Origin of the sequence: Mesorhizobium sp. M6A.T.Cr.TU.017.01.1.1, assembly GCF_004023115.1 — a bacterium.
Lineage (GTDB): Bacteria > Pseudomonadota > Alphaproteobacteria > Rhizobiales > Rhizobiaceae > Mesorhizobium > Mesorhizobium mediterraneum.
Map to the genome: position 1 here is coordinate 29602 of NZ_RZTA01000046.1, position 14864 is coordinate 44465.

14 protein-coding genes are annotated in these 14864 nt (G+C 62.1%); 9 read left to right on the forward strand and 5 right to left on the reverse strand.

Translation table 11 applies throughout. From position 1 onward, the window contains the following. Positions 1-42 precede the first annotated feature (42 nt). The 3 genes from EOB36_RS16680 to EOB36_RS16690 all read left to right on the forward strand — a co-directional run bounded on the left by EOB36_RS16680 (position 43) and on the right by EOB36_RS16690 (position 1701). Positions 43-402 carry a hypothetical protein gene (locus tag EOB36_RS16680; protein WP_127290495.1) on the forward strand — a complete coding sequence of 120 codons (360 nt, stop codon included), beginning with the start codon at positions 43-45 and terminating at the stop codon, positions 400-402. Between the two features lie 113 nt (positions 403-515). Beyond that, complete coding sequence (locus EOB36_RS16685; protein ID WP_128285270.1) at positions 516-1133, forward strand: cupin domain-containing protein; 618 nt, start codon at positions 516-518, stop codon at positions 1131-1133. Positions 1134-1296: 163 nt separating this feature from the next. After that, on the forward strand, positions 1297-1701 hold the full coding sequence (locus EOB36_RS16690) for a c-type cytochrome (RefSeq protein WP_128285271.1): 405 nt from the start codon (positions 1297-1299) through the stop codon (positions 1699-1701). Between the two features lie 27 nt (positions 1702-1728). Here the strand turns inward: EOB36_RS16690 and EOB36_RS16695 are convergent, their stop codons facing one another. Then, entirely contained in the window at positions 1729-2856 is a 1128-nt protein-coding gene (locus EOB36_RS16695) for a CapA family protein (protein WP_128285272.1), read from the reverse strand. A 115-nt stretch (positions 2857-2971) separates the two neighbouring features. On the opposite strand from EOB36_RS16695, the gene EOB36_RS16700 reads away from it, so the two are divergent. Further along, positions 2972-3790, forward strand: coding sequence for a phosphosulfolactate synthase (locus EOB36_RS16700; RefSeq protein WP_095485644.1), 819 nt, complete (start codon positions 2972-2974; stop codon positions 3788-3790). A gap of 217 nt (positions 3791-4007) precedes the next feature. Here the strand turns inward: EOB36_RS16700 and EOB36_RS16710 are convergent, their stop codons facing one another. Next, a complete protein-coding gene (locus EOB36_RS16710) occupies positions 4008-4898 on the reverse strand; it encodes an MBL fold metallo-hydrolase (RefSeq protein ID WP_206637173.1) in 891 nt (296 codons plus the stop codon). Positions 4899-5057: 159 nt separating this feature from the next. Here EOB36_RS16710 and EOB36_RS16715 point away from each other — a divergent pair, with 159 nt between their 5' ends. After that, a complete protein-coding gene (locus tag EOB36_RS16715) occupies positions 5058-5969 on the forward strand; it encodes a LysR family transcriptional regulator (protein ID WP_128285274.1) in 912 nt (303 codons plus the stop codon). A 49-nt stretch (positions 5970-6018) separates the two neighbouring features. On the opposite strand, the gene EOB36_RS16720 is transcribed toward EOB36_RS16715, so the two are convergent. Continuing rightward, a complete protein-coding gene (locus tag EOB36_RS16720) occupies positions 6019-7293 on the reverse strand; it encodes a hypothetical protein (protein WP_245329876.1) in 1275 nt (424 codons plus the stop codon). Positions 7294-7606: 313 nt separating this feature from the next. Here EOB36_RS16720 and EOB36_RS16725 point away from each other — a divergent pair, with 313 nt between their 5' ends. Then, the gene (locus EOB36_RS16725) at positions 7607-7873 is read left to right on the forward strand and encodes a LysR substrate-binding domain-containing protein (protein ID WP_095485648.1); all 267 of its coding nucleotides are present in this window, start codon (positions 7607-7609) and stop codon (positions 7871-7873) included. 364 nt (positions 7874-8237) lie between these two features. Here the strand turns inward: EOB36_RS16725 and EOB36_RS16730 are convergent, their stop codons facing one another. Next, on the reverse strand, positions 8238-8780 hold the full coding sequence (locus EOB36_RS16730) for a dihydrofolate reductase family protein (RefSeq protein WP_095485649.1): 543 nt from the start codon (positions 8778-8780) through the stop codon (positions 8238-8240). A 214-nt stretch (positions 8781-8994) separates the two neighbouring features. On the opposite strand from EOB36_RS16730, the gene EOB36_RS16735 reads away from it, so the two are divergent. Beyond that, positions 8995-9888, forward strand: a complete 894-nt coding sequence (locus EOB36_RS16735; protein WP_095485650.1) for an HNH endonuclease — start codon at positions 8995-8997, stop codon at positions 9886-9888. Between the two features lie 156 nt (positions 9889-10044). On the opposite strand, the gene EOB36_RS16740 is transcribed toward EOB36_RS16735, so the two are convergent. Further along, on the reverse strand, positions 10045-11775 hold the full coding sequence (locus EOB36_RS16740) for an adenylate/guanylate cyclase domain-containing protein (RefSeq protein WP_095485651.1): 1731 nt from the start codon (positions 11773-11775) through the stop codon (positions 10045-10047). A 453-nt stretch (positions 11776-12228) separates the two neighbouring features. Between EOB36_RS16740 and EOB36_RS16745 the strand changes: the two genes are divergently transcribed. Both EOB36_RS16745 and EOB36_RS16750 read left to right on the forward strand, forming a co-directional pair. Further along, the gene (locus EOB36_RS16745; protein WP_095485831.1) at positions 12229-13266 is read left to right on the forward strand and encodes a LacI family DNA-binding transcriptional regulator; all 1038 of its coding nucleotides are present in this window, start codon (positions 12229-12231) and stop codon (positions 13264-13266) included. 236 nt (positions 13267-13502) lie between these two features. Beyond that, complete coding sequence (locus EOB36_RS16750) at positions 13503-14744, forward strand: sugar ABC transporter substrate-binding protein (RefSeq protein WP_095485652.1); 1242 nt, start codon at positions 13503-13505, stop codon at positions 14742-14744. The last annotated feature ends 120 nt before the right edge of the window (positions 14745-14864 follow it).

The following is a 14864-nucleotide window of genomic DNA, read 5'->3' on the forward strand; positions in this document are numbered from 1 at the left end:
TGAGCCGGGTTCGGCCCGGACAATTCGGGATGGAGCAGCATTATGTACAGGTACATTGCTTTTGCAGCACTTTGCATGGCGGCGATGCCCGCGCATGCCGGCGAGCTTGGAGCCATGAAGGCCGAAAGCATCGATCTCGCCGGCTTTCTTGGTGTCGTCTATTACACGCCGGAGGAGGACGGCTATCGGGTGGTCACCACAATTGCGCAGGGCGAGGCTGGCTTGCCCGTGCGTTTCGTGGCGACACTGACCGAGAATCAGAAGGTCGCGCTCTCGGTGCCAGGCAAGCTGGGAGAGTCGGACCAGATCGTCGAGATATTGCGCGTTGGCGGTAAGCTTGTCGTCAGCCCGCATCCGATAGACGGGATCGTGGTTTCTTCTCCGAAGCTCGCCGTTGACTGATGACCGCCGTCGAGTGATCCGGGGGCAGGCGCGTTGCGGCGGCGCTGGCTGCATCATCGTAGCCGCCGACCAACCGCAATCCGGGGCACGTTGCATCGATAGGAGGACCAACCATGAAGCGGCATTCCCTCAGCGCCCGCCGTATTGGCCTGCTTATGTTCTCACTGTGTGCTTTCGGACTGACGACGTCAGCCTCAATGCCCGCAGACGGCAAATTCGCCGTCGAGCCGGTGGTTGAGAAAAAGGTGAGGGAACTGCCCTCCGGACCGTTGTACTGGCGGCTGGAAAATTTCCCAACGCTGGCGCAGGCCCAAAGCGCTGCGGGCCCGACCTCGCTTGCGGCGGAGGTCGCAGGCAAGGTCTGGCTGTTCACGCTTGGACCGAAGGATGGCTCTACGACCGGCGGAACCAAGGTCGCCGAGATCGGACCGGTCCCTCCGATCAGCGCAAGCGAGTATTTGCTGCGCGTCAACCGCGCCGGTGGATCACCCGGCGTCAAGACGCCGATCCATACACATCCGGGACCGGAGGCCTTCTATGTGCTGGCCGGCAAGCTCGGCCAGAGAACACCCCACGGGGTGGCCTATGCCGAAGCCGGCACGACGATGGTCGGACACGGGGCCGACACGCCGATGGAGGTGTTCAACGCCGGCACAAGCGATCTCGATGAGCTGGCCATCTTCGTTGTCGACGCCAATCGGCCGTTCTCGTCGCCGGCCAATTTCGACTGAGACGTTTCGAGTAGTGGCGCGAATGTTTGGGACGAGCGGAGGCGCGCCAAACCCAGCGAAAATCCGCACGGTTCCAACTATTTTGGATTTTCGCTTGTGCTCGCGACAGCGCGCAGCGGCGATTAGTCGAAGTCAGTCACTCTTCGCACGCGCGTCCTTGGCGATGTCTCCATGGCTCATCCCGTCTGTCGTCGTCTTTACCGTTGCCGCTGGCTTCGGCGCGTCTTCGCAAGCTGAGCTGGCCGCGGGCAAGTTCTACGAAATTGTCGGCGCTAAGGTCGACGCGCGAACCTACAACGGCTTCCGTCGCTACCATGGCAGCTGCAATCACTGCCATGGCCCCGATGGCATGGGCTCGACGTTCGCCTCGGCCCTTGTCGACCGGCTGCCCACCATCGAGGTCTTCCGCCGCAACGTTCGCGACGGCGTGCGCAGCGGCCCTTCGGTGATGAAGGGCTTCGCCGACGACCCCAACGTCGCACCCTACATCGACGACATCTATGCCTACCTGCAGGCCCGCGCCGACGGTGCGCTTGGCCGAGGACGGCCGGAGAGGCTTGAAAATTAGTATCGCTGGCTGCTAACCGCAGGCGCTTCACCAAAGGACAGTGAGACGGTTATCGAGCGCCACATGAGTGCCGAAAGGCGAGCACTCGCGCTCGAGCATAGCCGCGAGCCAGACGGCATTTTCGGGCGAGGCGCGGTTTAGCCGGAATTTGCGGAGCTGGAACGGCACGACGTCGAGCGAAACAAGCGTGCCGTCCGGTATGGCGAGCCGCGGCAGGTACATCAGCGCAAGTTCACCGCGAAAGGTTTCGTAGCCGGTGATTCCCTCATAGTCGGTGAGGAAGTCGCCGCATCCATAAAGGATCAGCCGGCCGTCATGGATTTCGATCGGCTTGGGATGGTGGGAGGAGTGCCCATGCACGACGTCGAAACCTGCAACATCGACAAGAGCATGGCCAAGCGCGCGTTCTTCCGCGGGGACTTGGTAGCCCCAGTTGCCGCCCCAGTGGATCGAGGCCACCGCGAGGTCGCCGGGCTGTTTTATGGCCTCCACGGATCGGGCGATCTGCGCGAGCGACCGGGCAGAGACATCCGCCAGCAGATTGATCCCTGGCTTGTAGGCTCCGGCTGCCCATGAAGCTGGAACGCCGCTCGTCTCGAGCGCGAAGCCGAAGACGAGCACGCGGCCGCCGCCGGCCAGTTCGATGGCGGCAGGCGCCGCCGCCTCGTCCGCGTCAAGGCCGGCCCCGGCATAGGCGAGGCCGGCATGCCGGAGCGTATCGAGGGTTTCGACGAGGCCAGGCTCATCCCAGTCGAGCACATGGTTGTTAGCGAGCACGCAGCAGCTGACCCGCGCCGCCGCCAGGCAGCCGATGTTGGCCGGGTTCATCTTGTAATTGATCCCCTTGGGCGCCAAGGACAGGCTGGTTGTGATGCTGGTCTCGAGATTGATGATGCGCGCATCGGGAGCTTCACGCTCCAATTCGCTGAGCGCATCGCCCCAGACATAGGCATCGTCGACCTTTCTCGGGATCGGGCCATTGATGCGTTCGGCAAGCTCGACATAGGTCGTCGCCGATTTGACATAGCGCTCGGACAGGTGCGGGTCGCCCGGATTGGCGAGGATCTGGTCCATCCCGCGCCCGAGCATCACGTCGCCGCACAGGAACAGTTTTGCGCTGCTTCGGGCGGCGGCATTGTTCGCGATCTGCGGCATCCCAGACCTCCTTCCCGCCAACAACCAGTGACGCCAAGGGTTCCAGCCCAATTTGCGCGGGATCGGATCGCGGGCCAAATCGTTAACGCAGGAGAACCGACCGCCGAGGCCAGAAATGCCCGACACAGCCTTCTCCTTCATCCCGCGCGCCGCACGCTCTTCCAAGCCGCGCAAGACCGGCCTGACCGAGATTCGCGGGCCTTATTACAGCGCCTATGGGCCGCGCCATCTGGCCGACGTACTGGAAATCATGGGCAACTGGATCGACGGCATCAAGTTTGCCGGCGGATCATTCGCCCTGATGCCGCCCGAAGCGGTGAAATCCATCAACAAGCTTGCGCATGATCACGATGCCTATGTGTCGACGGGCGGCTGGATCGAGAATGTCCTCCGCTTCGGCCCGGACGCCGTCGACCGCTACATCGAGGAAGCCAAGGCGCTGGGGTTCGACGTGATCGAGATCTCCACCGGCTTTATCAGCCTGCCCACGGAAGCGCTGCTGCGCCTGGTCGAAACCGTGAAAAAGGCCGGGCTCAAGGCCAAGCCGGAGCTCGGAATCCAGTTCGGGGCCGGTGGCGACACATCGGCCAAGGAGCTCGAAGCCGAAGGCACCAGGGATGTCGGCTGGCTGGTCGCACAGGCCAGGCGCGCCCTCGATGCCGGCGCCGACATCATCATGATCGAGAGTGAAGGAATCACCGAAAACGTGACCTCCTGGCGCACCGACGTGGTGGCCCGCATCATCAACGAGCTCGAGCTGGAGAAGGTGATGTTCGAAGCCGCCGACCCGGCGGTCTTCGAATGGTACGTCAAGAACTACGGCAACGAGATCAATCTGTTCGTCGACCACAGCCAGATCGTGCAGCTCGAGGCGCTACGCTCCGGCATCTGGGGAACCAAGAGCACCTGGGGGCGGATTCAGAACATTGGGTGAGGGGCGTTTGAGCGACCGCGAAGGGCAATCACTCCAGCTTTGCGCCGCCCCTCGCCCCTTGCCTTCTCCCCTTGTGGGAGAAGGTGGATCGGCGCGCAGCGTCGAGCCGGATGAGGGTTGTTGGACGGAGCGCCGTCCTTGCCAAGCTGGAGCACCCCTCATCCGACCGCTTCGCGGCCACCTTCTCCCACAAGGGGAGAAGGAAAGATTGCCGCCCTCAGCCCCACTTCATCTCGCCGGTGGCGACCTTGGAGCCGATGTCGAGCGCGACGCCCATGCCGAGGCCGGGGAAGCGGGCCTCCATGGCGCCCTTGAGCGCGGCCGCGTCCTTGGCCAGTTCTTCCTCGAAGGCAATGAGATACGCCTTGGTGTGCTCAACGCCCGACAGGTCGGTGGCGGCCTGCGGCGTCATGTGGCCGGGCACGACGATTTCTGGCTTGGCGGCAGCGATCTTTTCGAGATTGGCGAGCCAGGCGGCGCGCTGTTCTTTGCTCGGCGTGTCGGCGGTCCAGACATGCACGCCCGAAAAAATCATCATCCCGCCGAACACCGCATTCAGCGACGGCACCGAGAGATAGCGCCGGTTGGCGAGGCCTTCCGCGTCGACGATCTCGATGGCCTCGCCATCGACGGTGAGCGTCTTACCGTCGAACACTTCGGGGATGACGATATCGGCGAGCGCCTGCGGGCCGTTCTCCTTGAGCTGCGGCCCCCAAACGGCGATTTTCTTGTCGACGCTGCCGTTGATGGCGGCCACCGTCTCGGCTGCGGCGATCACCCGTGCCTGCGGGAAAGCCTCCTTGATCGGCTTGAGGCCGAAATAATAGTCCGGGTCGGACTGGCTGACATAGATGGTGGTCAGCGTCTTGCCGGTCGCCTTGGTCGCCTCGGCCACGGCTCGGCCGTCGGGGTAGGTGAAACCGCCGTCGATCAGCAGCGCCTCGGAGGCGCCGGTGATCAGCACGGGGGCGCGAAAGAAGCCGTTTTCCCCAGCCGGAAAATGTTTCCAGGAAAGTCCGCCAGCTGCATGGCCAAGCCCGGCGGGAGCGAAGACGGCGGCGGCGCCGGCGGCGAGGGTGGTTTTCATGATGGCTCTCCGTGTGAACATGGATGTCTCCTGGGGTTTGAAAATGCCGACTTCGGGCGGCTCCCGCGCAGCCTCGATCTTAGGAAGATGGCAAAGGTAGAATGCGTATTGAAGGCCAACAAAATAGACGTAATGTATGCCATTGCCTGACAATGAGGTCGCATTTGCCATGAGCCACGCATGAACCTGAACCGGCTGGCCTATTTCGCCGCGGTGGTCGATGCCGGCTCCTTCACGCGGGCCGCCGAGCGGCTGGGCATCACCAAGGCGGTCGTCAGCCAGCAGGTGGCGCGGCTGGAGCGCGATGTCGGAACGACGCTGCTGATCCGCACGACGCGGCGTGTCCATCCGACCGAAGCCGGCCGGACATTCCATGCCCGCTGCCTACAAGTCCTGCAGCAGGCCGAGGATGCCTTCGACGAGCTCGCGCAGGCGGCCACCGAGCCGACCGGCACACTGCGCATTGCGGCGCCCAACGACTACGGCACGTCGGCGGTGGTGCCGGTGGTCGCCGCCTTCAGCGCGCGCTATCCCGCCTGCCGGGTGGAGCTGACGCTGGGCGACGAGACGATCGACCTGGCTTCCGGCGGGATGGACGTGGCGATCCGCGTCGGCTGGCTGGCCGATTCCAGCCTGCAGGCGCGACGGATCGGCACCTTCCGGCAATTCATGGTGTGCGGCGCTGAGTTTGCCGGGCGCTTCACGGCCGGCGAACCGCAAGACCTTGCCGGGCTACCCTTCGTCGCCAACATGGCGCTGCGCGAACCGCTGCTATGGCAATTTTCGCGCGGCGACGCCGAGCATGAGGCCGTGCGCATGCAGGCAACGATCGCCATCGACGCGACGCCGGCAGTGCTGGCGGCCGTCCGCGCCGGCGCCGGCCTGTCGGTGCTGCCGGATTTTTTGGTGCGGGATGAGCTGGCCGCAGGGCGGCTCGTCCACATCCTGCCCGAATGGCAGCTGCCCTCCGGCGGCATCTACACGGTCTACCCCGCCGCGCGCTTCCGGCCGCCCAAGGTGACGAGGTTTGTTGAGATGCTGATTGCGGCTGAGCAGAAGGAGGGTTTGGTCGGGGAGGGGAGCGCGCTGTGAAATGTCACGCGCGTTGTTGGAGGGATGGTCTTCGCTCAAGCCTGCCGGGTCAAATCGACTTCAGGTATTCGATCAGATCACTCTTTTCCTGATCGGTTAGGTCAAGGCTCAGATGACCGTCATAGTGCTCGACAACGTCATCGAGTGTGGCGAACCGCCCATCGTGGTAGAAACCGCCCTTGTGAATTTTCTCGATGTCCCAAAGGGCTCGCAGCGATGCCGTCCGGTAGCGCTCGTCCGGAGATCGCATCGCCTGGAAATCATCGATCCCTATCTCGTCGGCGGTATGCAGGTTCCAGCCCGGTTCCGTGAAGAGCGGTGGCACGTGGCAAGTGCCGCATTTGGCCTTGTCGTTGAAGAGAACCTCTCCTTTCTCCGCAGCGGCGCTGTCGAAGGCGCCCTCCGGCGGTTTCGGTGTCGGCAGCGAAAGTTGATAGAAATGGAGCGCCGGCAACTTGGCCGTAATCCGGTCCTGCTTGTCCTGCTTGTGGCCCTGCTTCGTTCGTGCTGCGACCGGATACTTCTCGGCGTCATCAAGGCGCGGATCGTAAAACACGCCTTTCCCGTGCATCTCGAGATTGCCCACATAAGCGTTCCAGTAGCTCACCGTGCCCCAGGCTCCGGTCCATGTGTGGTTGTTTACACCGGCCAATCCGAATGCCGCCGGATTGAGCGTGGCGGCCGTCTTGCCGTCCGGCCGGAATGCTTTGCCATCGAGGTTCAGTTCGGCATCGAACTTCCCGGGACCCCACGCCTCAACCGCCTTCTTCACCTCCGCTTCGGATATCTGCAGCATCTCGGTGAACGCCGTGAGATCAGGTGCGAGGGCAACGATCGCGCCGATATTCAGGTCACGGTTGGGCCAGCCGTCCAGCCGTTGTCCGATCCCGGGCGCATAGGCGTCATCGACGGTTGAATGGCACACCGCGCATTGGATGCCCACCGAAGTCAGCGTCTTTCCGTCCTCGGCGAAGAACCCGGTCACCCCGACAACGGCATTGGCTCTCAGCAGGACAAGCGTGCTCGCGGGATCTGCGAGGTCGACCGCGCCCTTGTTGAGCGCATCGGCCACATCCTTGGGAATGGCGTTCACATCGACCTTGAGGCCGAGTTCGAGGGCTTTCTGTGGGCTCAGGCCGGGTCCCGTGCCGCCCAGCTTCTCACCTGCGATTGCCTCGTGGAGTTTAAGTTTGCCGCCCCAGAAATCCTCGCTGCCGAAGGTGTCGAAGCGGAATGTCTCGCGACCTTCCTCGAGATATCGCTTGGCCTGCTCGGCGGCAGCGTTGTCGAAATCCTTCCCGCTTATTTTCTCTTTCGCGCTCATTTGAGCCGCGGCGGGGATCAAGCTTGAAGACAGGAGCAGAGCGAAAATTGTTGCTGTACCGTTGAAACGCAAGGGCATGTCACGTCCCTCCCAAAGACGATTGCCAATCGGCGGTCATCTTTGGTTCGCGGGCCTGAATTCCACGCGAAACGGAATGCAGCCGAAGCATTAGAACATTCTAAAACAAAAAAGGTTCCGGCGCCGATTGTCGAAAGGCTTCTCGACGATTCGTCAACCGCACGCCGGTCACCGGATGACCGCCGTGGCAGAGGTGGACCGGCATTCTCGCTTTTGACCGACGACACGGCTTTGAATGAGCCGGCTACCTATGCGCATGCAGGCCACGATCGCCATCGAAGCAACGCCGGCAGTGCTGGCGGCCGTCCGCGCCGGCGCCGGCCTGTCGGCGGATTTCCTGGTGCGGGATGAGCTGGCCTCAGGGCGGCTCGTCCACATCCTGCCCGAGTGGCGCCCTCCCTCCGGAGGCATCTACACGGTCTACCCCGCCGCGCGCTTCCGGCCGCCCAAGGTGACGAGGTTTGTCGAGATCCTGGTCGCGGCCGAGCGGGAGAAGGACTGAAGCTGGGAGGGGCGGGCGCTGTAAGGTTGGAGCGAGGCGCTGATGGCCGAAACGCTTCTCCCCCCTTGAGGGGGAGATGGCCGGCAGGCCAGAGGGGGCCGTCTCGCGTAATGCGCCAACCTCCACTGTCGCAAGAGAGGGAGGCCGCGCCCGGTCGAACCGACCCCTCATCCGGCCGCTTCGCGGCCACCTTCTCCCCGGCGGGGAGAAGAGAGAAGCGTCAGCGCTGGCTCCTCTCCCCTTGGGGAGAGGTCGGATAGTCCCGAATTGCCTTTCGCAATTCGGTTGGCAATCCGGGTGAGGGGGGTACTTACCCATATGCGATAGCCCTGCTTGTGGGGGAGATTGGCTGTCATTGGCGCCATCACGACTTCGCCGTCACAGGCGCATACTCAAGCGCCACCACGCCGTTGCTGAATGGCGTGGCCGAAATCAGCGCGAGCGGCACTTGTTCGCCGGGCGGGAACAGCTTCTTGCCATGGCCGACGGCACCGGGGTAGCTGAGCAGCCTGACGCGATCGACCAGGCCATGGCGCAGCAATTCCTGCGCGACGCTGAGGCTGCCATGCACATAGATGTTGCCGCCGCTGCCTTGCTTCAGTTCCCTGACCGCTTCCGGCAGTGCGCCCGTCAGCAGCTCGGCCGGTTTCCAGTCGAGCGTCTTCAGGCTTGTCGACGCGACATATTTCGGCAGCGCGTTGAAGCGGTCGGCGAAGTCTCCGGTTTCATTGGGCCATGAGCCGGCAAAAATCTCATAGGTCGTGCGGCCCAGAAGCATGGCGCCGCTGTCGGCAAGCTCGTCCTCTTTGAATTTTTGCATTTCATCGTTCCAGGTCACGCCAGGCAATTTCTCGACCTCGGCGATGCCATCGACGCTGATGAATTCGGTGACGATAAGTTTTCTCATGGCGCTCTCCTTCTTCTGTCGGAGGACGGACGACGCGGGCCTTTTGCGACAGCTTGGTGAAAATAGCGCGGTCGCTTGTTAGCGGCTTTCCCTATTCGCCTCCAAAGGACCGATACCATGGGGAAAAGCTTCTCCGACCTGGACTAAGTTCCCAAGATCGGATTGGTGTTACATCTGAGGTAGATATTCCCAAAGAACGCATTGCAGGAAGATCATGGGATTCGGGGTCTTCATTCACCGCTCAGATTCGAGATACAACGACCGCCCCGCAGAGCAATATCAGTTTCCTCGCCCGTATCTGAGTCGCGCCGAAGCATGCGTCGGCGGCTGGATCATTTACTACGAGCCTAGCAAGGTAAACGATACCCGTGGCTATTACGCCGTAGCCAAAGTCCAACAGATCATTTCCGATCCTGTGACGCCTGATATGTACCTCGCTCTGATTGAGCCCGGCACCTATCTCGACTTCGTCAATCCTGTTCAATTTAACGGACCTAATGGTCTCGTTGAACGAGGCTTATTCAACGACCAAGGACGGATTTCCGGTCGCGCCCAAGCGGCCGTCCGCTCAATCAGTCCAGCCGATTTCAACCGCATCATCGATCTGGGCCTGGACACGAATGAGTTGTTGCTGCCGCGCGTTGATGAGGCCGGCACCGGCTTTCAGGATGAACAGGCGCCATTCGAGTTCGAGCAGAGCCGTGACCGCGTGAGCTATATCGGATCGCGAATTGTGCGGGACCGCATTTTCCGTCGCATCGTCCTGCGCGCCTATGATGAGCGCTGCGCGATCACGGGACTGAAGTTGATAAATGGCGGCGGCCGAGCAGAGGTTTCTGCCGCGCATATTCGACCGGTCGAAGCGAACGGTCCCGACGTCATCAACAATGGGATCGCGCTGTCCGGCACTGCACATTGGATGTTCGATCGCGGGTTGATCAGCCTATCCGATGACTTGGAAATCCTGATCTCGCGACAGGTCAACGACCTCGACAGCGTGCAAGCGTTCATAAACAAGACTCGCCGCGCACTTCCGCCGGGCCGACAGTTTGAACGCCCGCATCCTCATTTTTTGCAGTGGCACCGCGACCACTGTTTTAAGCAGTGAGGCGCCGCCGGCGTGGGAGCGTGTTGGTAGGTGGGTGGAACGGCCGCCTCTGGCCCTGCGCCGCCCGTCGTTCGGTCATGCCGCAAGGTCCGCATCGGGTGGGGGGCCGGTCTTTTGCCTATCCCCGATTGGATCTGGTTCGTAGTCACGGGCTGGCTACAGATGGGCAATACCGGCTTTCAGCAGTCCTTCGCGGACGTGCTGCGCATCAGCCTCCTGGGCATAGTGCAGGGTGGCGATAAATGAATCGAGGTCGAATTGGGGATCGAGCGTTCTGATCTTGGCTAGGTGCGCCGCGGCCGCGATTTCGTCGCCGAGCCAGCCGTAGCAGGCAGCGGCGAAAGCGTGCTGAACCGAGTCCATGGTTGACAGATGCATGAAAGCTTCGATCGCCTCGCCATATTGGCGCGCGGCGAAATGGGCCTTTCCCAGATGGCTCCAGAACCTCTCCGGGTGGTGCGGGTTCAACTGCATTGCCTTGCGGATCCATTCAATTCCCTCTTCCGGCCTCCCCAGCCACGTCAATAACTCGCCTTGCTGCACCACCACGAGGTCGTAATTGGGATTGAGGGCGAGGGCGCGCTCTTGATGGTAGCGCGCTGTGGTCAGCTCATTGTTGTTCACGTTCACTGCGGCGAGGATGCGGTGAACATCGGCATCGTTGTCGTCCAGCGCCAGCGCCCTGTCCAGCGCTGCCATGATGTCGTTCCAGACGGCATCCCTGTCTTCGCACCAGTTATGGACCCAGGCCTGGCCAAGGATACAGGCCCGCCAGGCATGGGCATGGGCATAATCCGGGTCGAGCGCGACGGACCTGTTTATCAAGGTTTGCGCGCGTTCATTATCCGCAATCGTGCTTCGGTGATGCAGCACCTTGGCAGCAAGCACACATTCATACGCGGCCATGTTTGCAGGTTTCGCCCGCGCGAGCTGGTCCCGCTGAGCCGCCTCGACACGACCGGGCAGCGTGGCTGCGATCGCCGCGGTCACCTCATCCTGAATCGCGAATATGTCATCCAGCTTCCGGTCATATTTGTCTGCCCAAATATGAGCGTCATTCGCCGTGTCGATGAGCTGAACCGTCACGCGCACCCTGTCGCCGATCTTGCGGACGCTTCCCTCCACCAGGTATTGGACGTCGAGTTTCTCGGCCACCTCGCGCACATTCACGGCGCGGTTCTTGTAGACGAAGCTGGAATTGCGCGAGATGACGAACAGCTCATGGTGGCGGGACAGTTCGGTGATGATGTCCTCGGTCAGTCCGTCCGCGAAAAATTCCTGCTCGGGGTCGCCGCTCATGTTGTCGAATGGCAGCACCACTATCGAAGGTTTCGAAATGGATCGCTTTGCCTCGACTTCTGGCAGGACAGCACTGTCAAACCCAATGCGATAGAGGCGAACCGGGCGGCTGATGTTCTTTAACGTCTTCTCGCCCAGGTCCTCCATGGCAATTTCGAGACGGTCGGCAATTTGGGTCGCCACCGCTGCGGTCACGCAGATACCGCCGACGTCGGCGAGTTGCTCGATGCGCGAGGCAATATTGACGCCGTCGCCGAAAATGTCGTCATCGTCGAAAATGATGTCGCCGAGATTTATGCCGATCCTGAATTCGATACGCCGTTCTTGCGGCACATCCGAATTGCGCCGTTTCATGCGCTGTTGGATTTCCACGGCGCACTTCACGGCATCGGTCACGCTCTGGAACTCAACGAGCATGCCGTCACCGGTGGTCTTGATGATCCGGCCCTTGTTCTTCGCGATGGCGGGATCGATCAGTTCTATGCGATGGGTCCGGAGGCGTGCGAGCGTGCCGGTTTCGTCGGCCTCCATTAGCCGACTGTAGCCCGCCATATCGGCAGCCAGAATTGCGGCTAGTCTCTGTTCCATCGCCTGAACCAAAAACCAAGCCTATCCTTCCTGGGCTGCCAAATCCAGCAGTTTGGGCTGGTGGCTGAATCAAGAAGTCTTCCTACCGCAGCAGTAGGAAAGGGCGGATCAGAACCTTCCGCCTTCCGCCAGGTGGCTGCGAACTCGATCGCATCAATGGCGGGAGGGATCCGCGCGGCGTCCCGGAAACGTCCGATATGAACACGGACCATAGTGGCTGCACTCGCTGACGTCTGCAAATGACGCAAAGCGATCGTGGATCACGGCACCTGGCAGAAATCTTAGACACGCCCAAAACCAAATCTATCCCTCTTGCCATCCCCATATCCTTCCCCTAATCTCCCTCTGAGAAAACCTTTTCCCAAACCGCCCGCACCGCTGACCTCACCAATCAGCGCCTCGCAGGCCAACAAGAGAAAACCTTTTCCCAACTAAGGAAATATGCCGCGCACCATGGCATCCGACGCCCAGCCAGTCTTCACCAAGCCAGTCACCCTCCGCGAGGTGGCAGCGCTCGCCGGCGTCAGCGTCGCCACGGCCTCAAAGGCGCTGAACGGGCAGGGGCGGATGACCGCCGAGACGCGCGAGCGGATTCGCGAGACGGCGCAGCGGCTAGGCTTTCGCCCGAACAGCCTGGCGCAGAGCCTGTTGCGCCGGCGCTCCTTCACCGTCGGCTTGTTGACCAACGACACCTATGGCCGGTTTTCGCTGCCGGTCATGTCGGGTATTTCGGATGCGCTGGTCGACAAGGGCGTCTCGGTGTTTCTCTGCAATGTCGAGGACGACCAGCGCCTCGGCCAGCTCCATGTCGATGCCATGCTCGACAAGCGCGTCGACGGCATCATCGCCACCGGCAAGCGCATCGATCGCCACCTGCCGGTCGACCTGTCCAATCTCGGCGTTCCCGTGATCTACGCCTTCACCCAGCCCGATCCCGACGCCATCGCTTTCGTGTCCGATGATGCCGGCGGCGCGCGCCTGGCGGTCGAGCACTTTTGGCGGCTCGGGCGCCGGCGTATCGCCCATGTCACCGGGCCGGCGAGCTTTGCGGTGGTGCATGCGCGGGCACAGGCCTATCGTGACGTGCTGACCGAAAAAGGCTTGCCGGTCATGGAACCATTGCTCGGATCGTGGTCGGAAGCGTGGGGTCACGAGGCGGTGAAGAAGCTCTTCAAGGGAAAGGGCGAAAAGCCCGATGCCGTCTTTTGCGGCAACGACCAGATCGCGCGCGGTGTCATCGACGCGCTGCGCGAGCGCGGGCTTGATGTGCCGGACGATGTCGGCGTCATCGGTTTCGACAATTGGCAGATCGTGGCCGAGGCAACCCGCCCGCCGCTGACCTCTGTCGACATGAACCTGGCGGCACTCGGGCGCGAGGCCGGTCTAACACTTCTTTCGCTCGTCGGCGGCGAACCCGCCGAGCCGGGCATCCGAAAACTGCCGTGCCGGCTGGTGGTGCGTCAGTCATGCGGCCGTCCGCCGGACGGCTGAGACTATGCATGTCGCCCAAAAGTGCGCAGCGGTTTTGGGATAACGACATGCATCAAACAGAAAATGCATGTCGCCCAAAAGTGCGCAGCGGTTTTGGGATAACGACATGCATCAAACAGAAAATGCATGTCGCCCAAAAGTGCGCAGCGGTTTTGGGATCACGACATGCATCGAAGCGAAAAGCCGCCGCGCGGGGAGCGCGGTCGCAGGAAAACAGAACCATGAGGAGGAGAACCATGAGAACTATGATTGCCGGGCTCGCTATTGCCGCGAGCATCCTGAGCTTTCCGGCGGCCGCCGCCGAGACCGCCAACATCTGGGTTCGCGCAGACGGCTCGAACTTCATGCCGCGCATCGTCGATGCCTTCAACAAGGGGCATGAGAACCAGGTCAAGCTGGACATCATCCCCAATGCCGAGATCATCCCGAAATACGGCGCCGCCGCCGCCGGCGGCACAGCACCCGACGCGCTCTCGCTCGACCTGATCTACACGCCGTCCTTCGCTGCCGCCGGCCAGTTGGAGGACATCACCGACTGGGCGAAATCGCTGCCTTATTTCAACAGCCTGTCGCCGGCACACGTCAAAACCGGCACCTACAAGGACCGCATCTACGGGCTGCCGTTCTCCGCCGATAGTTCGGTGCTGATCTGGAACAAGAAGCTGTACAAGCAGGCAGGGCTCGACCCCGAAAAAGGCCCGACCAACTGGGCCGAGATCGAAGCCGCCGCCGAAAAGGTCAACGCGCTTGGCGGCGACATCAAGGGCTTCTATTTCTCCGGCAATTGCGGCGGCTGCAACATCTTCACCTTCACGCCGCTGATCTGGGCCTCGGGCGGTGACATCCTCACCGAGGACGGCTCGAAGGCGACGCTCGACAGCCCGCAGCTGCGCGGCGCGATCGACCTCTACCGCTCGATGGTCAAGAAGGATCTGGTGCCTTCAGGTGCGCAGACCGACACCGGCTCCAACTTCTTTGCCGCCTTCGCCGGCGGCAATATCGGCATCTCGCCGTCCGGCGCCTTCGCCATCGGCGCGCTGAACACGCAATACCCAGACATCGACTACGGCGTCACCTTCCTGCCGGGCAAGGATGGCGGCTGGTCGTCCTTTGCCGGCGGTGACAATTTCGTCGTCACCAAGGGCACCACGAAGGTCGCGGTGGTGAAGGAGTTCCTCGATTTCGCCTATTCGCTCGAAGGCCAGACCATCCTGGCGAAATACGGCAGCCTTCCCGTGCGCGGCGACATCGCCAATGAGGCGCTGAAGGACCTAGACCCGCGCTACAAGGTCGCCGCAGAGGCCATGGCCAAGGGCCGCACGCCCTATTCGGTGGTGTTCAACGATCTGATCAACTCCGCCAACGGTCCGTGGAACCAGATGGTCAACGAGGTCTTCTTCGGCGAAGACGTCGACGGCGCCATCGCCAATGCGCAGGAAACCATGCAGTCGATCATCGACTCGGCGCCGCAGCAGTAGACGCCGGCTACCTCCCCCTCGAGGGGAGGTCGGACCGCAGGTCCGGGTGGGGTCGTCTGCGAAGTGCTCGACGTTCTTTTTCGTCGGCGCGCTGCACGCAGGGCCCCACCCCCCGCCTTC